Origin of the sequence: Pantoea sp. BS_8 (genome assembly GCF_041954965.1) — a bacterium.
GTDB classification, from domain to species: domain Bacteria; phylum Pseudomonadota; class Gammaproteobacteria; order Enterobacterales; family Enterobacteriaceae; genus Pantoea; species Pantoea stewartii.
Map to the genome: position 1 here is coordinate 331,185 of NZ_JAVAXU010000002.1, position 18,268 is coordinate 349,452.

Genomic DNA, 18,268 nt, shown 5'->3' on the forward strand with positions numbered 1-18,268 from the left:
TGTTAATGCCTGATCAATTTTGTGATCGGTCTGACATGCCGATTGCAACTTGTATAGACAAGAATAGACAGTTATGTTTCACTCGCGTTATTCCGCTATTCGGGTCAACAGAACGGCCAGCGAATAAGCCAACCCTTGTATAGACAGGAGCAAAGTATGTCAGGTTCGTCTCAGGGATTACGTCTGGTGCCAGGCAAGGTCGATCTCGCGATGTTGCGCGCAATATATCAAGGCAACGTCACACTCAGCCTTGATGACGGCGCTCGCCGCGCCATCACTGAAGCGCAACAAACCGTTGAAGCGATTGTGGCCTCCGGTAGCGTGGTGTACGGCATCAATACCGGTTTCGGTAAACTGGCGCAGACTCAAATCCCCGCCAGCCGTCTTGCCGATCTGCAGCGAAACCTGGTGCTGTCTCACAGCGTCGGCCTGGGGGAACTTCTGCCCGATAACGTGACGCGCCTGGTGGTCGCCAGCAAAATCATCAGCCTTTCCCGTGGTCATTCTGGCGTGCGGATTGAACTGGTGGAGGCGTTGCTGGCCCTGTTCAATGCGGGCGTGATGCCGTGCATTCCCGCCAAAGGATCGGTGGGGGCCTCTGGCGATCTGGCCCCACTGGCGCACATGTCGCTGATGCTGCTAGGTGAAGGTGAAGTACGGGTCAACGGTGAACGCATTCCGGCGACGGAAGGTCTGGCAAAAGTGGGCCTGACGCCGTTTGTGCTGGGTCCCAAAGAAGGGCTGGCCTTACTCAACGGTACCCAGGTATCGACTGCGCTGGCACTGCGCGGCCTGTTCGAAGCGGAAAATCTGTTTGCCGCAGGCTTAATGGCGGGCGCGCTGTCGCTGGAAGCGATTAAAGGCTCATTAAAACCGTTCGACGCGCGTATTCATCAGGCGCGTGGCCAGCATGGCCAGATTGCCGTGGCGGCCGCCGTCACCGCCCTGATTGAAGGCAGCGAGATCCTGGGTTCTCATACCCATTGTGGGCGCGTGCAGGATCCCTACTCTGTCCGCTGCGTCCCCCAGGTCATGGGAGCGTGCCTGGATAACCTCAGCCATGCCGCCCGCATCCTGCAGATTGAAGCCAACGCCGCGTCCGATAACCCGCTGGTGTTCACCGAAACCGGTGATGTGATCTCCGGTGGCAACTTCCATGCTGAACCCGTGGCTTTTGCCGCAGACATTATTGCCCTGGCCGTCGCCGAAGTGGGCGCCATCTCTGAACGTCGACTGGCCCTGCTGCTGGATACCGGTTTGTCCGGTCTGCCCCCTTTCCTGGTCCGCGACGGCGGCGTGAACTCCGGTTTTATGATTGCTCAGGTCACCGCGGCGGCGCTCGCCTCCGAAAATAAATCGCTGGCGCATCCCGGCAGCGTCGACAGTTTGCCTACCTCGGCTAACCAGGAAGATCACGTGTCGATGGCCACCTATGCCGCCCGCCGACTGGGCGACATGTGCTTTAACAGCGCGGCGGTAGTCGGCATTGAAGCCATGGCAGCGGCCCAGGGCATTGAGTTTCATCGTCCCCTGCAAAGTTCTGCACTGATAGAACAGGCCATTGGCACGATCCGCGAACGCGTCGCCTTCCTTGAGGAGGACCGCCTGCTGGCACCGGACATCGAAGCGATGCGCCAGTGGGCAAGCCGCTGCGACTGGCCGCAGGCACTCACCGCATTGTTACCCAGCATGGGCACCCATTCAGTTGAATAAGGAATCCGTCATGAGCGAAACCCTGGCAAAAGTGGTAGCACGCGAGATTCGTGCGCCGCGTGGAAATACACTGCACTGCGCAAACTGGTTGATTGAAGCGGCCTACCGCATGATTCAGAACAACCTCGATCCCGAGGTGGCAGAGCGCCCGGAGGATTTGGTGGTCTATGGCGGGATTGGTAAAGCCGCGCGTAACTGGGCATGCTTTGAGCAAATTTTACGCTCGCTACAGGTGCTGCAACCCGACGAAACCCTGCTGATCCAGTCGGGCAAGCCGGTTGGCGTGTTTCGCACCCATGCGGATGCGCCACGCGTACTGCTGGCTAATTCCAATCTGGTGCCACACTGGGCCAACTGGGATCACTTCCATGAACTGGATAAGGCCGGGCTGATGATGTACGGCCAGATGACCGCCGGGTCCTGGATTTACATCGGTGCGCAGGGGATTGTACAGGGCACCTACGAGACGTTTGTCGAGGCCGGACGTCAGCATTACAACAATGATTTAAGTGGACGCTGGATCCTGACGGCCGGATTAGGCGGCATGGGCGGTGCCCAACCGCTGGCCGGCGTGCTGGCCGGGGCCTGCGTGCTGGCCATTGAATGTCAGGAATCGCGTATCGATTTCCGTTTACGCACCCGCTATGTCGATCACAAAGCCACCTCGCTGGATGAAGCCCTGACGTTAATCCACGCGGCCACGCAGGCGAAGAAAGCAATCTCCGTGGGTCTGTTAGGCAACGCGGCAGAAATCCTGCCGGAGCTGGTGAAACGCGCAAAAGCCGGTGGGCCGAAGCCGGACATCGTGACCGATCAAACCTCGGCGCACGATCCCGTCAACGGCTATCTGCCGATTGACTGGGATGTGTCGCGCTGGGAGCAGGAACGTAAGGCGAATCCTAAAGCCGTAGAAAAAGCCGCCCGCGCCTCCATGGCGGTGCATGTGCAGGCGATGCTCGACTTTTGTCACATGGGCATCCCTACTGTGGATTATGGCAACAATATCCGCCAGGTCGCGCTGGATGAAGGCGTCAGCAACGCGTTTGATTTCCCCGGTTTTGTGCCCGCCTATATCCGTCCCCTGTTTTGCGAGGGCAAAGGACCGTTTCGCTGGGTGGCCCTGTCTGGCGATCCGGAGGATATCTATAAAACGGACGCTAAACTCAAAGCGCTCTTCCCTGAACATAAAACGCTGCATCGCTGGCTGGATATGGCGCAGGAACGCATCGCTTTCCAGGGGTTACCGGCACGTATCTGCTGGCTGGGGCTGGGCGAACGCCATCTTGCGGCGCTGGCCTTTAATGACATGGTGCGCACCGGCGAGCTGAAAGCGCCGATAGTCATTGGCCGCGATCATCTCGACTGCGGTTCCGTCGCCTCGCCCAACCGTGAAACCGAAGCGATGAAAGACGGTTCGGACGCGGTCTCTGACTGGCCATTACTGAACGCCCTGCTCAACACGGCGGGCGGTGCGACCTGGGTCAGTCTGCACCACGGCGGCGGTGTGGGCATGGGCTTCTCTCAGCACGCCGGCGTGGTGATTGTGTGTGACGGCAGTGAAGCGGCAGATGCGCGTCTGGGCCGCGTGCTGTGGAACGATCCCGCCACCGGCGTGATGCGCCATGCCGATGCCGGCTATGAACTGGCGCAGACCTGTGCCCAAAAGCACGGACTGAACTTACCGATGCAATAACGGTATCAAAACGCGCGGTTCCGGCGAGCACCATGCCGGAACCGCACAGCCCCAGCCTGCTGTCACATCGAGCCACGTCAGACGGTAATGAACCTACGACAATCCGGATGATACGCCCATAAACCGTGTTGAACCCACGGCGTCATCGAATGCCAGAGTACGATGGATCTTACCGGGAGCCTGTGCCGTGCCCCTGCTGGCCGATCCGTCCTGCTAAGACAGCCTTATCGGTATTGGCTTTCTGTGCGTGAAACGAGAACCGGCATAAACGACTGCATTTTTGTACACTTGCTTATTACTTATTCCATTTTGATTTAGCCTGTCATCCCATTTCGCCTTTTCGGTAATAGACGTACCGCTGTCAGATCTCTAAAGTGAAGCTTCCTGAATGATATGGAGCGCGATACTGCATGACTCTTTCCCCTGCCCTGCTTGACGAAGCGCTGCGCTGGCGCCATCAGTTTCATCGCGAACCTGAACTGGGTTATCAGGAACATCAGACCAGCGATAAGGTCGCTCAGGAGCTGGAACTTGCAGGCCTGCAGGTGTTTCGCGGTCTGGCTGGCACCGGCGTGGTGGGCACGCTGGAAAATGGCGCCGGACCGGTTATCGGCCTGCGCGCGGATATGGATGCGCTGCCGATCAACGAGAAAGGTGATGCGGCCTGGCGCTCTGCCAGGCCCGGCGTGATGCATGCCTGCGGCCATGATGGTCACACGGCAATTTTGCTGGCGGCAGCAAAACATCTGGCGGCTACGCGTCGCTTCAGCGGCACTGTGCATTTCATTTTTCAGCCGGCGGAAGAGAATCTGGGCGGTGCACGCAAAATGGTTGAAGAGGGCTTATTTACGCGCTTCCCGATGGATGCCGTTTACGCGATGCATAACTGGCCGGGCTTACCGCTGGGATCGCTGGCCGTCAATCCCGGCGCAATGATGGCCTCGCTGGACGCCTTTGAAATCACCCTGAGCGGTAAGAGTTGCCATGCGGCCATGCCGGAGAGCGGTGCCGATCCGATGGTGGTCGCCGCCGAACTGATCCTGGCGCTGCAAACTATTCCCTCACGTCGCCTGTCGCCGCTGTCATCTGCGGTTGTCAGCGTCACCCAGATTCAGGGCGGTGAGGCGATTAACGTGATTCCGGAACAGATTGTTCTGCGCGGAACGGTGCGCTGTCTGCAGGACGACGTGCGCAAACGGGTTCATGCCCTTGTTGATGATTTTGTGACGACGCTGCCGAAACCTTTTGGCGTGTGTGGGGCCATTCACTGGCTGCCCGGCTATCCGGTAACGGCGAATCATGCTGGCCCGGCTCAGCAGGTGCATGACGTTGCCGTTAGTACCTTCGGCGAAGGCCAGGTGCGCTGGCAGGTGAATCCGTCCATGGCCTCGGAAGACTTTGCCTGTATGCTGGAAGCCTGCCCTGGCGCCTACTTCTGGCTGGGTGCCGATGGCGCAACGCCCTCCGCACCGCTGCACAATGCCCATTATGACTTCAACGATGCGCTGATTCCGACCGGAATCCAGTTCTGGCAGAACCTGGTGGAACAGGCTCTGCCACAGACGCGCGCTTAAAAACCCGCTGCCGCGAGCCTGTCCAGACCGGCCTGCAGCGTCGCCGCCTCACCGCTGGCACGCAGGCAGCAGGCAATCTGCAGACGCAGCGAGGCGGGCAGTGGACGTTGCTGATTCAGCACCTCCTGCGTCCAGCGCGCGGTCTCCTCTGCCGATTTGTCCGCGGGCAGCGCTACACTGATTTCCGGCTGCCTCTCCACCCAGACCTCGGCCTGCTGTCCAGCACCGCCCACGTAGCTGATGGACGGGCAGCGCTGCGGATTGGCGTAAACCTCGCCCTCTGTGCCATTCAGCAAAATAGCCGGGGCATCGATATCATTAAAAAACGTTGCCACCCGCGGCACGTATTCGGGATGCGAGACGCTCGACAGGCGTAGCGCCTCGCGTTCGCCAAACGGGGTGGCCAGTTTTGCCAGCGTATGGGCGCTGTTGCGGACGCCCATGCGCCAGCGCAGCGACAGCTGTTTTGCCATTGGCGGACAGAGGTGATCGATGGTGATAAACACCAGTTCGCCCTTGTCGAGCAACGTCTGTGCCTGCTCTGCAGTGGTGACCGGCATGATGCCCAGCGCCGCAAACACCGCTTCGCTGGTGATGCGCGTCGCATCGTCGCTGACGCCGTGAACCAGCACCGGCAAACCCAGCCGGTTCAGCACCAGCGCCAGCAGGGGCGTCAGATTGCCCTGACGACGCGCACCGTTATAGCTGGGAATGACCACGGGCATCGGACGGCCTGCGGGTGCCTGCAGGCGCAGCATACGCGCCTGCATCGCCTGATAAAATCCGCGCATCTCCGCCTCGCCCTCGCCCTTGATACGCAGGGCAATTAAAATACTGCCCATTTCAAGATCCGGTACGCTGCCGTCCAGCATAGCGCCGTAAAGTGCAACGGCACTGTCGAAATCAATATCACGTGCATGGTTCTTACCACGCCCGACTTCTTTGATAATTTTATTCAGTTCCATCACTCGTTTCCGTTCAGTGGTACCGACTTAACGCCGCGTCGCACGCGGTTTGCGCGCGCCAGGTTTGGATCGGGCCTTCAGGGCTTCAGGCTCAGGCGTCACCGGTTGTTCAATGGCGAACACGGGCAACGCGGCTAACAGCCGGGCACCGTAAGCTTTGCTCAGCAGACGGCGATCGTAAATCACGATTTCGCCATAGCACTGGTGGCTGCGAATTAAGCGCCCGACCTGCTGAATTAACGTAAAGGAGGCGCTGGGCAGGCTTTGCACTTCAAACGGATAGCGTTTGAGACTTTTTAGCCACTCTCCCTCGGTTAAAATTACCGGACTGTCTATGGGCGGGAAAGCGATTTTATGAATGTGCACCTGGCTGAGCAGCTCGCCTTTTAAATCCAGCCCCTCGGCAAAGGACTGCAAACCAATCAGAATGCTGGTTTCGCCCTGTTCTATCCGCTTACGGTGCAGGGCGATCAGCCGGCTACGCGGTTGATCGCCCTGCACCAGCATCATCAGGCGCAACTCGGGCAACGCCTCGACAAATTGCTGCATGGCCCGACCGCTGGCAAAGAGGACCAGAATGCCTTTGTGTTTATCGGTCTGCATTTGCTGGCGAAAAAAGGCCGCCATCTCGGCGATATGGGCTGCTTCATTCGCCATCAGCGGCTCGTAGCGCATCTGCGGGATAACGAGCTTACCCTGGTCGACGTGGCTGAACGGCGAGTCCAGCGCCACGAAGCGGTCCCCGGCCTTTTCATTCAGCCCGGACATCTCCTGCAGGCGGGTAAAACTGTTTAATGAGCGCAGTGTCGCAGAGGTCACCACCACATGCGGGATTTTCCGCCACAGCATTTTTTCCAGTTGATCGCAGACGCGAATGCCTGCGCAGTGAAACAAGAGATGTGCCTGCCCCTCACGCAGCTCGCGGGTAATCCATTTGGAGACGGGTGCGCCAGAGGCTTTCTCCATCGCGGCCAGCCGCCACAGTTTGCTGACCGATTCAAACCAGCCAAAGTGGCGGTTAAGCTGCAATAAATTGCGATGCAGACGGACCAGATCAACGCTGCCGGTTTGTTCACTCAGCGCGTTGATCAGTCCCTCTGCCAGCCCGCGCAGCGCATCACTCAGCTTAAACAGACGCGCGCACAGCGCCAGCACATCCTCCGGCAACGCGCCCAGTACAAAGCGAAACTCGCCGGGCTGATTATGCGCGGGTAACAGCGGACTTAATGCATCGCTTATCACGGTCAGTAACTCGCGCAGTTCATCACAGTGCGCTTTCAGGCGTTCAGAACTGGCCAGCGGAGGCGGCGACTTGGGCCGCATCTGACTCATTATCGCCTCGACCAGTTTGACAAACAGATCGAGCTGCAGGCTGGTCCAGCCCGGCGTAATATCCGCGCTCATCTCCAGCGCATCCCGCGCCACGTCAGGCAGATGGTGGCCTTCATCCACCACCAGCATCAGGTTTTTGGCGGGCGGCAATACCGATTCATTTTCCATTGCCGCCATCACCAGCGCGTGGTTGGCGACCACCACATCGACCTGCTCGATTTCACGTCGCGCGATAAAAAACGGACACTCCCGATACCAGCGACAATGCACGCCCAGACAACTGGCTTTATCCGTCGACAGGCGCTGCCACAGGCTGTCGCTGACGTTTTCATCGCTGTGATCGCGCAGGCCATCCCACTGATGGCGATCGAGTGACTTTTGCAGCCGTCCGCACAGGATCTGCTCGTCTTTGGTGCTGCTGACCGCGTCATCATCCAGGTAGAACAGCAAATCAGCCTGCTGATGATCATCCGCCACCAGCGCAGCCAGGTTACGCGGGCAGACGTAACGTCCCCGCCCAAAGGCCGCTGTAAAGGTTAAATCCGGAATGATTTTTTTCAGCAACGGCAAGTCTTTGCTGAAGATTTGATCCTGCAAGGCCACGTTGGCCGTGCTGATCACCAGCCGTTTCTCTTCGGCACGGCTGACGGCGATACCGGGGATCAGATAAGAAAGGGTTTTGCCCACGCCCGTAGGCGCTTCCACGGCCAGGTGACGACCGTCATCACCCGACAGGCATTTTGCCACCTCAGCAATCATCTGACGCTGGGCCGGGCGAGGAATAAAATCGGGCACCTGTTGCTGCAGCGCTTTGTACCACTGTGCTATCTGGCTTTTTATTGCTGCTGTCAGGGCCATGTTTAGATTACCGTGTTACTCATTGGCCTGTATTTTTACACAGTATTGCGGTGTCGTCAGCTTTCAGGTCTGTTTTTTCGTGCCCGCTTCAGAAACGGGCGGCGAGGCGAGCGGGCTGAGCACCGGACAAACCGCGCGGCGCAGTGCATGTTTGATTGCCGATCCCGTTGACCCGGCGCACTCTCGCAGCACATCCGCTACGTCAGCAGCTTAAACATCACCGTGGTCGCGTCCATCTCACCGTGAATGGATTCCGCATAGAGAGGAATAAATCCGGCCACCTGCCAGTTCAGCGCCAGGTAAAGCTCGCTGGCGACATCGCCACGCCGCGTGTCCAGCACCAGTAAGCGTTTCCCCTGCTGGCGTGCCCGCTGCTCTGCCTGCTGCATTAACTGGCGTGCAATGCCCTGCCGCCGCGCGCGGGGATGCACTAATAATTTACTGATCTCGGCCCGGTGTCGGCCATTCGGCATTGCGCTCGCGTTCAGCATAACCGTCGCGACAACCGTGCCATGCTGACGGGCGACCAGCAGCTCACTTTGGCCCTGTTCCAGTCCGGCAAGCTGACGTTGCCAGAACTGATGAATGGCCGCCCGGTCATCGGGATCGATAAACCCGACGCTGGCCCCGTCGGCGACACAGGCCTGTAAAACCTCGACCAGCTCGCTTAACGCCTGGTGCGCCGCACCGGCGCTGAGTGATTCATAGAGTGTCATGGTTTACATACCACCAGCAGGTAACGCGCACCCTCAGTCAGATGCGCCTGAAAGCCGGATGCGCCCGTAAGATGGAAACGCAGGCTGTCGCCCGCACCGAGTGTCCAGCTCTGCGCGCCCATCGTTACCGTCAGTTGCCCTTGTCGCAGCCAGATATGCTGCTCCATGCCCTGCACGGGCGGCGCATTATAATCAATACGGGCACCCGGTCGCAGCGTTCCCTCAATAAGCTCACATCGGAAGGTGGCCGCAGGCGGCGATACGTTACGGCGAATAAAACCGCTGGCTTCGTCCTGCCAGACCGGTTGGCGATCGCGCGGAATCAGCAGATCGTTACCTTCTTCAACTTCGCTCAACAGGCGTGACATTGTTAAACTGTAAGCGACACATAAGCGGTTCAGGAGAGCAGCCGTTGGACTGGTTTCAGCGCGCTCAATACGCGATAATGTTGCCCGGCTAATGCCTGTTGCGGTGGATAACTCATCCAGTGACCAGCCCTGTTTTATGCGCAGTTCTGCCAGGCGAGCCGCGAGGCGTTGTTCAGTATTATCAGAAGCCATTTTTATCTCTATTATGAAATTTAATTCTCACAATTGAGATAGGACACCATTTAAGCGCAGCCGTCAAGTTGTACATTTAAAAATTGGTTGTACAACTTAACAGGCTTCGCTATGGTGGTTTCATTCAGGTCAGTGAAAGAGGTAAATATGACCTTATACAGTATCGGCGACGTCGCCGAGCGCTGTGGCATAAATCCGGTTACCTTACGCGCCTGGCAACGACGTTATGGATTATTGAAACCACAACGTACTGAAGGCGGTCATCGACAGTTCGATGAAGAAGATGTTCAGCGCATCCAGGAAATTATGCGCTGGATTGAGAGTGGAGTCCCGGTAGGCAAGGTAAAAGCCCTACTGGAAGGCGGCGATGTTGATACGCATGATGGCTGGACGGCTATGCAGGACGAGCTTATCAGCATACTGCGCCATGTAAGACCGGCAAAGCTACGCAATAAAATCGCCTTAATTGGCCGCGAATATGCAGTCGATTCGTTGATCGATCATGTTTTTATGCCTGTAAGGCAAAAACTCAGCCTTGATCAGAATACGGCCCGCACGATGTGCAGCCTGCTGGACGGCATTCTGATCGACTATGTGGCGTTCTGTCTTGCCAGTAATCGCAAAAAGGCAGGCAAGGAAGCGCTGATCATTGGCTGGGGCATTGAGGATCGAACCCGCATCTGGCTGGAAGGCTGGCGGTTATCCCAGCACGGCTGGCGGATTGATGTGCTGTCAGAACCGCTGGATGTTCCGCGACCGGAGCTGTTTCCCGGGCTGAATATGTTTGTTTTTACGGGGAAAAAACTGACGCGTCGTCAGCAGGAACAACTGTCGCACTGGCAGGAGCAGGGATTCTCTGTGCTTTTGCATGAGGCTCACTGACACAAAAACGCACGCTCGGCACTATGACGGCTGCCTTGCGCGCGCTATCATCCCCGCCTTCACATCAACACCTTCAGGTTATTTATGAACTGGAAAAAAACCTTTTTCGCCACGCTGTTTGCTATTCTGGCGCTTGGCGGAACCAGTGGGCTGATGCTGGTTGGCTATTCGCTCATCGTCCATTCACGCTAAATCTGCGCTGTAGCCGTTCAAACAGGCGATCGCAGACAATCGCCAACAGTGCGACCAGTAAAGCGCCCTGCAGCACATAGGCGGTATTAAAGCCGCTTAATCCAATAATGATGGGCGATCCCAGGCTTTTTGCTCCTACGGTAGAGGCGATGGCTGCCGTACCGATATTGATAATCACCGACGTGCGCATTCCCGCAATAATCACTGGCGCGGCCAGGGCGAGCTCCACCTGCCATAAGCGCTGCCAACGGCTCATTCCCACCCCTACGGCAATCTCCCGGCTGCTGGCAGGCACGTTGTCCAGCCCTGCTAAGGTGCCCTGAAGGATGGGCAGCAAACCATAGAGCAATAATGCCACGATCGCGGGCCAGGCGCCAAATCCCATCACCGGTATCGCAATGGCCAGCACGGCCACAGGCGGGATGGTCTGACCGGCTGCCGCAATGGTTTCCAGCAGAGGGCGGAAAGCGCGACCACTGCGACGCGTCGCCAGCACGCCACAGCCGACGCCGATAGCGGTTGCCAGCAGACTGGCTACGACCACTAAAAACAGGTGCGCCAGGGTGAGTTGCCAGAAACTGTCCTGCTGGTAGAGTGGGCGCGCAAGTTCAGGAAACCAGGCGGCAAACAGCGGGCCACTGTAGGGCATCGCCCAGAGCAGTCCCAGATAGAGCAGCACCAGCCACAGCAGCGGATCGGCTAACCGTCGCATCGGCCCGTCTCCGCATGATGCAGCAGGTCAGCGAAGTGAAGCACACCAAGCGGGCGGCGATCGCCATCGACTACCGGCAATTTATCGGTGCCGCGACTGATAAACTGCGACAGCGCCTCACGTAACGTCAGATCTGCCCTGAGCGGTTCTGCTTCCAGCCATTCGCCATGACGCACCACGCTGCCGACCTGTCCGAGCGCCAGTAGCCGCAGTCCTCTTTCACTGCGGCCAAAAAAATCCCGGACAAAATCGTTGCCTGGCCGGGTCAGCAACGTCAGCGGTTTGCCCTGCTGAACGATCTCACCGTCATGGAGCAGCACGATGTTGTCGGCCAGCGTCAGGGCTTCATCAATATCATGCGTCACCAACACAATCGTGCAGCCGGAGACCTGATGGATACGTAACATTTCCTGTTGTAGCGCGCTGCGCGTTACCGGATCCAGTGCACCAAACGGTTCATCCATCAGTAATACTTGTGGATCGGCTGCCAGCGCCCGGGCAACCCCGACGCGCTGCTGCTGCCCGCCGGAAAGCTGATGCGGATAGCGATGCAATAAGGCCGGATCCAGATTCAGTAGCGTGATGAGTTCCGCAATTCGTGCCTGGCGGCGTGCATTCGGCCAGCCAAGCAAGGCGGGCACCGTGGCAATATTCTTTTCGATCGTCCAGTGGGGAAATAACCCCGTCGACTGAATCGCATAGCCCATTTGTCGGCGCAGGGCCTGCGCATCCAGCTGACGAATCGACGTCCCCCGAAAGCGAATATCGCCCTGATCGTACTCCACCAGGCGGTTAATCATTTTCAGCGTGGTCGACTTGCCGGAACCCGACGTACCCAACAGAACGCTAAAGCTTCCCTCGGCAAGCGTCAGAGAAAGATTTTTCACCGCCGCCTGGCCCGCAAAGTATTTTGTGACGCGCTCAAACTCAATCATCGCTTCGCTCCAGCAGGGCTATCACTACCCGAAATAACGCATCCAGCACGACCGCCAGCGCAATGACCGGGATCACGCCTAACAGCACCAGATCCAGCGCATTGCTCAGCAATCCCTGGAAAATAATGGCGCCGAATCCGCCTGCGCCAATCAGCGCCGCGATCACCGCCATGCCCAGCGTCTGCACCACCACCACACGTAATCCTGCCAGCCACACTGGCAACGCCAGGGGGACGTCAACGGCAAGGAACTGCTGGCGGCGGCTCAGTCCCATGCCGCGCGCAGTTTCGCGCACGTCCGGAGGCACCTGTTGCAGACCGGTCACCACATTGCGCACAAGCGGCAACAGCGCATAGAGCACCAGGGCGATGATCGCGGGCGCCATCCCAATGCCGCTGATGCCCCATTCACCTGCCAGGGGAACACGTTTTGCCAGCGCCGCCAGCGGGGCAATCAGTAAACCAAACAACGCCACTGAGGGCACTGTCTGAACGACATTCAGTACGCCAAACACACTGCTTTGCCAGCCAGGCCGTCGGTAGAGCGCTATGCCAAGCGGCAACGCGATGAGTAAGGCAGGCAGAACGGTGCCGACTAATAACGTCAGATGGCGCAGTAAAGCGGCATCGAACACCGCCTCACGACTGGCATATTCTTTAAGCAGAGACAGCTGTGAAAGTTGACCGCTGAACAGCAGAAACAGAGGGATGATCCAGATCGACAGATTCAGCACGAGCTGCCAGCGCTTATGTTTGGTTAACTGACGCACCGTATCCGTGATGAGCAGTAGCGTAATGGCACTTGCACACCACATGCCGCTGGCAAACCGGGTACGCGCGAGCCGGCTACCCTGCTCCGCCACCCATGTTGCCTGATCGCCGCACACGCCAGTCAGCGCCGCCAACAGCAGGGCGGCGGTGAGGAATTGCAGGGCGCTGCGCAGGGAAGACGATCGTATCCATAACAGTGCCACCAGCATCAGCCACAGCGGGAGCACCAGGCTGCCGTGTGCGGTTTGCCAGAGCATCAGGGACTGGCCGCTGACCAGCCGGTTGGCCGCCACAATGACAAACGGCAGCCCGCCCAGCACCAGACTCAGGAGCAAAACAAGGACCAGAGCCACAGGCTGTCGCCAGGGCCAGTTGATGACCGACCGCGTAAGCGACACCGTTACAGCAGCTTTTGCTGTTGCAGCCACGCTTTTGCCACACTGCTGGCATCCTGCCCTTCCACAGCAATTTTGGCGTTGAGCTGTTGCAATGTCTTTTCGTCAAGTGCACTGAACGCCGGTTTTAGCCAGGCATCCATTTGCGGATAGGCTTTGAGCACTGCTTCACGTACAACGGGTGTGGGCGCATAGATGGGCTGCACGCCTTTGGGATCGCTCAGGGTTTTCAGGCCCAGCGCGGCAACCGGGCCATCCGTGCCGTAGGCCATGGCCGCATTTACCCCGGAGGTTTGCTGGGCGGCCGCACCGATAGTCACCGCCGTATCGCCGCCTGCCAGCGATAACAGTTGATCCTGCTTAAGCGTAAAGTCATAGGCTTTTTCAAAGGCCGGCAACGCATCGCTGCGTTCAATAAATTCCGCCGAGGCAGCCAGCTTAAACGTACCGCCTTTTTTGAGATAAGCGCTCAGGTCCTGTAGTGAATTAAGCTGATTTTTTTCGGCCACATCATTGCGCACCGCAATGGTCCAGGTGTTATTGGCGGGCGCGGGCGTCAGCCAGATCAGGTGATTTTTCTCTGCATCCAGCTTTTTGACCTTCTCATAACCCTGACGGGCATTCTTCCAGGCACTGTCTTTTTCGTCGTTAAAAAAGAACGCGCCATTACCGGTGTATTCCGGGTAGATATCCAGTTCCCCCGCCGTAATGGCACCGCGTACCACTTGGGTGGCGCCCAACTGGATTTTATTCACGGTTTTGACACCATGCTTTTCCAGCACCAGCAGAATCACATTTCCCAACAGTGAGCCTTCGGTATCAATCTTGGAACCGACACGAACCGGTTCGGCCGCATGCGCCATCCCGAGACTAAACACTACTGCACCGATGCCCGCCCAACCGCGAATAGTTGCCATGTTGCTTTCCTTATCACGTTATTCACCTGGAGTCGCCGTTGGTTGTCAGCACTGCGAAACGCGCACGGGCACCCCACCGTTTTTATTCATTGCAATAAAAGCGTAGCCTGGCAACAGCGTTGCGCGATGGGTTTTGTGACGAAACCGGCCCTGACCACATCAGCCAGGGCGAGATCGTTATGCCGGGACAGTGAAATGCTCAAGGTAGGCAGGAATACGCGGGAACGTATGAAGAAACCAGGGCGTAAACTGCTGCGGCTGCTGCTGCATTTGCCGGGCGATATCCTGCATCGAACGGTAGTCGAAAGCGTCGGCCTCCTGCGGATTGAGCTGGGGCAGCTCATCGCTGACCGCAAAAAACACATGGCCGTATTCATGCTCTGTCAGACCATTACTCAGGGGCAGGTTGTAGCTCAGTTCGAAGATCGGCGTCAGCGACAAGGTCATGCCCATTTCTTCACGTAACCGACGTTCAGCCGCGTCTTTAGTCGACTCATGAGGATAAGGATGGCCGCAGCAGGTATTACTCCAGAGGCCGCCGCAATGGTATTTATCGCTGGCGCGACGCTGAAGCAGCAATTCCTGACGGGCGTTAAAAACATACACCGTCACGGCACGGTGCAGTAATCCTTTTTCATGTACTTCCAGCTTTTCCATTTTGCCAGTGGGGCGATCAAGATGGTCGACGAGGATGACTTCAATAGCAGACATGAGGATTCCTTGAATGTGTTCCTCATCATTCTGGCACAAGATCGGCGAGGTTGAGGGGATAAAATTGTGCTGTTTATGCACAAATCTGTCAGAGGGTGAAGCCGATCGGCAAAAATGTCGGGCCAGCGGAGGCTGGCCCGATGGGCGTTACAGTTTAAAGCTTTTCACAACCTGTTCCAGTTGCAGACTTTGCGCTTCCATCGCCTGGGCGGCTGAAGAGACTTCTTCAACCAGCACGGCGTTTTGCTGCGTGGTGCTGTCTAGCTGGTTGATGGCCACGTTGACCTGCTCAATGCCCATGCTCTGTTCACGGCTGGCCGCCATAATCTCGCTCATCAGGGTGGTCACGCTGCTGACGCCCTGCACCAGTTCGTCCATCGTCTGCCCGGCCTGCTCGACCAACTGGCTACCCGCATCGATATTGGCTACGGACTCTTCGATGAGTTTTTTGATCTCACGGGCGGAGTTAGCGGAACGTTGCGCCAGGTTACGGACTTCTGATGCCACCACGGCAAAGCCCCGGCCCTGTTCTCCGGCACGCGCCGCTTCAACGGCGGCGTTCAGCGCCAGGATATTGGTCTGGAAGGCAATGCTGTCGATCACGCTAATGATATCCACGACTTTACGTGAAGAGTGATGGATTTCACCCATGGTGCTGACGACCTGCCGAACCACCTCTGTGCCACGTGCCGCCACCTGTGACGCCTCACCGGCCAGCTGGTTCGCATGTGTGGCGTTATCGGCGTTCTGACGCACGGTGCCGGTCAGCTGTTCCATTGAGGCCGCCGTCTCAACAATCGAGCTGGCCTGATCTTCCGTCCGTGACGACAGATTCGTATTACCGCTGGCAATTTCACGTGATGCGGCTGAAATGGCCAGTGCGCTGCTGCCAACCTGCTGCATTAACCCTTGCAGGTAGCTGATAAAATTATTGAAGCTCTGTGCCACCGCGTTGAATTCCGGGCTGTTGCTGGCCGGCAGGCGCTGGGTCAAATCCGCACCGCCTGTCGACAAGGCTTCAATATTTTGATTCAGCATTCTCAGGCGCTTCATCATCGCGCGGACAAAGCCTAACAGCACCAGTAACAGAATAACTGCCAGCGGGATCTGTACCAGGCCCAGACGCATCAGCATGTTGTGGGACTGTGCTTTCAGGAGGCTGCTCGGAACGCTACTGGCCAGATACCACGGGCTGCCCGGAATAGCCTGTAAAAACAGCGTCTGTTCACCGTCATGGCTATTGTAAGTGGTTTCTGTCGGCTGGGTGCCTGCGTGAGCCAGCAGGGTTTTCAATGGCCCAGCCATTGGATTCTGCAGATCGCTCAGGTTCTCAAGTTTCGGCGTACCGTTCGCCAGCGCTGCGTTGCCGACCACTTTGCCGTCAGACTCAACGATCAGTACGTCTCCATGAATCGCCTCGCCCATTTTTTTAGCCAGTTGGTTGAAAAAACCCAACGTAACGTCGATGGTTGAGACGCCCCAGATGGAACCGTCGCGGTAGATGGCCATCGCACAGTTGGTACGCGGCTGTGGGCTGGCGGCATCCTGATAAGCCTTAGCCCAGGCGCACTGCCCTTTTGGTGCAGCCATCCCGTCTTTGTACCAGGGCTGCTCCCAGTATTTGTCAGCCGCCTCAGAGTTCCAGTAGGTATTCACCTGCAGCTTATTGCTGGCATCGCGCGCGAAAAAGCTGCTGTCTTTCTCTTTTCCGGCTTCGCGACGATTAGGTAAGGGCCAGATACCGCCGCCAAAGACGTTGCTGTCCTGATACTGGTTGACCAGCGCCGGTAATAAGGTGTCGATCGCCGCGCTGTCGATGACGGCCGCAGCCTCGGTGATGGCGCGTTGCTGTGCCTGCACACGGTTCATTTGCTCAACAATGCCGGTAGCCAGTGAATCCACCTGATAACGAATCAGGCGGCTTTCATTTTCCACCAGTTGAGGCGCAACAAACTGATTAATTACCCAGATAGTGACCAACATTAACGCAACAAAGAAGCCGATAAGTGTTGCGGTGAAGCGGGATTGCGTGGTCTTTAACATCATTGTTCCCCTGACCTTTTGTGGCGCCATTGCCTGATCCGGGTTAACGGCACAGCAAAGGGGAACTTGAGTAGACTAGATCACAAATTTAACAAGTCATTTAACAACAAAGATATTTAATTGCGCCAGGTGCGTAACTTTCTTACCCCTGGCGGCAGGCGCACCCGATTGCGCGGCTTATCCCGCCTCGACGACCTGCTCGCGTGGCCGGAAAATATGGGTATTTCCGCCAGCGGAAAGGCGTTCACGCAGTTGTTGCCCGCCCTGGGGTTCAGCCTGTGCAAACTGACGCTCCGCTTCGGTTACCGGCGTGGCCCACAGTAACGTTGGCCTGTCGCCATCGCGCCTCGGCAGGACAAACTGCGCGCTTTCCGGTGCCAGCTCGTTGGCTAACAGATAGCTTTCAAATCCCACAGGAGCCACTTCCGAAGCCAGCGTATGGCCTTCGCCGAGCCAGGTGAGGCGCGCCCATGGTAAATGCACAAATTCTGCCAGCGCACTGGCCATTTGCACCGCATTGCTCTCCGTCATCACCTCGCCATCAACAGCCATCCCCAGCTCTGCCCGGCGATAGTGCGGTGCCAGTTCATCAAACAGAAAATCCACCTGCGGCATGGGACGAATACTCATCCCCAGCGTCAGAAAATACCAGATGCCGTTGTGATAATGCTGCGACAGCGCCATTGGCGGCCAGTTGCCTTGATCGATCGCGTAGTATTTTACCGACTCGCCAAACTGCGCCTGATAACAGGTCATCAGATCCTGCTGTACCTTGTCCCATTCGCTGCCGTCATGCCATTCACGCCAGAACTGCCGTTGCTGTTCGGCCAGGGCGTAATAATGGTTAGTGGACGCCGAACCCAGGGGTGCGGTCAGCCGGTTCTTTTTAATACAGCCTGCAGAAAAACTGACCTGCTTATCCTGATAAAGACTCCAGCCCGGGATCACGGCAAGAAGCTGACCGTAGTACCAGAGTGCTGCGCCCGCGTCGCCCGGTTCCCAGAGTATTTGCAGCCCGGCCGGATCCAGCGGCGGCTCCGCTTCCAGGTTACGACAGTATTCGGCACTTAACAGGGGGGCAATGCCCTGCGCCATCGCCTGGTGATCGTCCTCAACCGGCGCGGGCAGGAGGTTACGTAACCAGCAGCCCCGCACCGCAAACTGGCTACGAAACAGGTCAGTGGGCCAGATATAGAAATAAGCAGTACGCGCATCCTGTTCGACAATGGCCGTCAGGGTGCGCTGCTGATTGTGGGCTTCGGCAATCAGTGTTTGGTACGTCATAGCGCCTCATTCGTGC

The 18,268-nt window shown here is 57.6% G+C and carries 15 protein-coding genes; 4 read left to right on the forward strand and 11 right to left on the reverse strand.

Annotated elements, in window-relative coordinates:
• The first annotated feature begins 156 nt into the window (after positions 1-156).
• From hutH to RAC65_RS06975, 3 genes are all read left to right on the forward strand, one after another.
• Entirely contained in the window at positions 157-1,713 is a 1,557-nt protein-coding gene (gene hutH / locus RAC65_RS06965; RefSeq protein WP_110267752.1) for a histidine ammonia-lyase, read from the forward strand.
• Between the two features lie 10 nt (positions 1,714-1,723).
• Positions 1,724-3,406 carry a urocanate hydratase gene (hutU, locus tag RAC65_RS06970; RefSeq protein ID WP_375096539.1) on the forward strand — a complete coding sequence of 561 codons (1,683 nt, stop codon included), beginning with the start codon at positions 1,724-1,726 and terminating at the stop codon, positions 3,404-3,406.
• Between the two features lie 410 nt (positions 3,407-3,816).
• A complete protein-coding gene (locus RAC65_RS06975; protein ID WP_033737697.1) occupies positions 3,817-4,980 on the forward strand; it encodes a M20 aminoacylase family protein in 1,164 nt (387 codons plus the stop codon).
• Here the strand turns inward: RAC65_RS06975 and ybiB are convergent.
• From ybiB to RAC65_RS06995, 4 genes are all read right to left on the reverse strand, one after another.
• Positions 4,977-5,945: a DNA-binding protein YbiB gene (ybiB, locus tag RAC65_RS06980; RefSeq protein ID WP_058707632.1), complete on the reverse strand. Its 969-nt coding sequence runs from the start codon at positions 5,943-5,945 to the stop codon at positions 4,977-4,979. The two genes, RAC65_RS06975 and ybiB, sit on opposite strands and share 4 nt — an antisense overlap.
• Positions 5,946-5,972: 27 nt before the next feature.
• Positions 5,973-8,135: an ATP-dependent DNA helicase DinG gene (gene dinG / locus RAC65_RS06985; RefSeq protein ID WP_058707633.1), complete on the reverse strand. Its 2,163-nt coding sequence runs from the start codon at positions 8,133-8,135 to the stop codon at positions 5,973-5,975.
• A 197-nt stretch (positions 8,136-8,332) separates the two neighbouring features.
• On the reverse strand, positions 8,333-8,851 hold the full coding sequence (locus RAC65_RS06990; RefSeq protein ID WP_039341460.1) for a GNAT family N-acetyltransferase: 519 nt from the start codon (positions 8,849-8,851) through the stop codon (positions 8,333-8,335).
• Positions 8,848-9,411 carry a helix-turn-helix domain-containing protein gene (locus tag RAC65_RS06995; RefSeq protein ID WP_375096540.1) on the reverse strand — a complete coding sequence of 188 codons (564 nt, stop codon included), beginning with the start codon at positions 9,409-9,411 and terminating at the stop codon, positions 8,848-8,850. The genes RAC65_RS06990 and RAC65_RS06995 overlap by 4 nt, the downstream gene beginning before the upstream one ends.
• Before the next feature lie 147 nt (positions 9,412-9,558).
• On the opposite strand from RAC65_RS06995, the gene RAC65_RS07000 reads away from it, so the two are divergent.
• Positions 9,559-10,293, forward strand: a complete 735-nt coding sequence (locus RAC65_RS07000; RefSeq protein WP_006118575.1) for a MerR family transcriptional regulator — start codon at positions 9,559-9,561, stop codon at positions 10,291-10,293.
• Positions 10,294-10,465: 172 nt separating this feature from the next.
• Here the strand turns inward: RAC65_RS07000 and RAC65_RS07005 are convergent, their stop codons facing one another.
• The 7 genes from RAC65_RS07005 to RAC65_RS07035 all read right to left on the reverse strand — a co-directional run bounded on the left by RAC65_RS07005 (position 10,466) and on the right by RAC65_RS07035 (position 18,252).
• The gene (locus RAC65_RS07005) at positions 10,466-11,197 is read right to left on the reverse strand and encodes an ABC transporter permease (RefSeq protein WP_367143207.1); all 732 of its coding nucleotides are present in this window, start codon (positions 11,195-11,197) and stop codon (positions 10,466-10,468) included.
• Positions 11,185-12,132, reverse strand: coding sequence for an ABC transporter ATP-binding protein (locus RAC65_RS07010; RefSeq protein WP_277281684.1), 948 nt, complete (start codon positions 12,130-12,132; stop codon positions 11,185-11,187). The genes RAC65_RS07005 and RAC65_RS07010 overlap by 13 nt, the downstream gene beginning before the upstream one ends.
• Entirely contained in the window at positions 12,125-13,300 is a 1,176-nt protein-coding gene (locus tag RAC65_RS07015) for an ABC transporter permease (RefSeq protein ID WP_375096601.1), read from the reverse strand. Before RAC65_RS07015 ends, RAC65_RS07010 begins: the two co-directional genes overlap by 8 nt.
• A 2-nt stretch (positions 13,301-13,302) precedes the next feature.
• Positions 13,303-14,160 carry an ABC transporter substrate-binding protein gene (locus tag RAC65_RS07020; RefSeq protein WP_050504735.1) on the reverse strand — a complete coding sequence of 286 codons (858 nt, stop codon included), beginning with the start codon at positions 14,158-14,160 and terminating at the stop codon, positions 13,303-13,305.
• 231 nt (positions 14,161-14,391) lie between these two features.
• Entirely contained in the window at positions 14,392-14,925 is a 534-nt protein-coding gene (gene idi / locus RAC65_RS07025) for an isopentenyl-diphosphate Delta-isomerase (protein WP_185199725.1), read from the reverse strand.
• Between the two features lie 147 nt (positions 14,926-15,072).
• Positions 15,073-16,968 carry a methyl-accepting chemotaxis protein gene (locus tag RAC65_RS07030; protein ID WP_185199878.1) on the reverse strand — a complete coding sequence of 632 codons (1,896 nt, stop codon included), beginning with the start codon at positions 16,966-16,968 and terminating at the stop codon, positions 15,073-15,075.
• 177 nt (positions 16,969-17,145) lie between these two features.
• A complete protein-coding gene (locus tag RAC65_RS07035) occupies positions 17,146-18,252 on the reverse strand; it encodes a suppressor of fused domain protein (RefSeq protein ID WP_039341470.1) in 1,107 nt (368 codons plus the stop codon).
• Positions 18,253-18,268: the final 16 nt, after the last annotated feature.

What these genes read in the sequence shown, in the direction of transcription:
- RAC65_RS06995 (WP_375096540.1), bottom strand. Translation starts at nt 9,411, where the DNA reads ATGGCTTCTGATAATACTGAACAACGCCTCGCGGCTCGCCTGGCAGAA.
- idi (WP_185199725.1), bottom strand. Translation starts at nt 14,925, where the DNA reads ATGTCTGCTATTGAAGTCATCCTCGTCGACCATCTTGATCGCCCCACT.
- dinG (WP_058707633.1), bottom strand. Translation starts at nt 8,135, where the DNA reads ATGGCCCTGACAGCAGCAATAAAAAGCCAGATAGCACAGTGGTACAAA.
- hutU (WP_375096539.1), top strand. Translation starts at nt 1,724, where the DNA reads ATGAGCGAAACCCTGGCAAAAGTGGTAGCACGCGAGATTCGTGCGCCG.
- RAC65_RS06975 (WP_033737697.1), top strand. Translation starts at nt 3,817, where the DNA reads ATGACTCTTTCCCCTGCCCTGCTTGACGAAGCGCTGCGCTGGCGCCAT.
- RAC65_RS07035 (WP_039341470.1), bottom strand. Translation starts at nt 18,252, where the DNA reads ATGACGTACCAAACACTGATTGCCGAAGCCCACAATCAGCAGCGCACC.
- ybiB (WP_058707632.1), bottom strand. Translation starts at nt 5,945, where the DNA reads ATGGAACTGAATAAAATTATCAAAGAAGTCGGGCGTGGTAAGAACCAT.
- RAC65_RS07010 (WP_277281684.1), bottom strand. Translation starts at nt 12,132, where the DNA reads ATGATTGAGTTTGAGCGCGTCACAAAATACTTTGCGGGCCAGGCGGCG.
- RAC65_RS06990 (WP_039341460.1), bottom strand. Translation starts at nt 8,851, where the DNA reads ATGACACTCTATGAATCACTCAGCGCCGGTGCGGCGCACCAGGCGTTA.
- RAC65_RS07030 (WP_185199878.1), bottom strand. Translation starts at nt 16,968, where the DNA reads ATGTTAAAGACCACGCAATCCCGCTTCACCGCAACACTTATCGGCTTC.
- hutH (WP_110267752.1), top strand. Translation starts at nt 157, where the DNA reads ATGTCAGGTTCGTCTCAGGGATTACGTCTGGTGCCAGGCAAGGTCGAT.
- RAC65_RS07005 (WP_367143207.1), bottom strand. Translation starts at nt 11,197, where the DNA reads ATGCGACGGTTAGCCGATCCGCTGCTGTGGCTGGTGCTGCTCTATCTG.
- RAC65_RS07000 (WP_006118575.1), top strand. Translation starts at nt 9,559, where the DNA reads ATGACCTTATACAGTATCGGCGACGTCGCCGAGCGCTGTGGCATAAAT.
- RAC65_RS07020 (WP_050504735.1), bottom strand. Translation starts at nt 14,160, where the DNA reads ATGGCGCATGCGGCCGAACCGGTTCGTGTCGGTTCCAAGATTGATACC.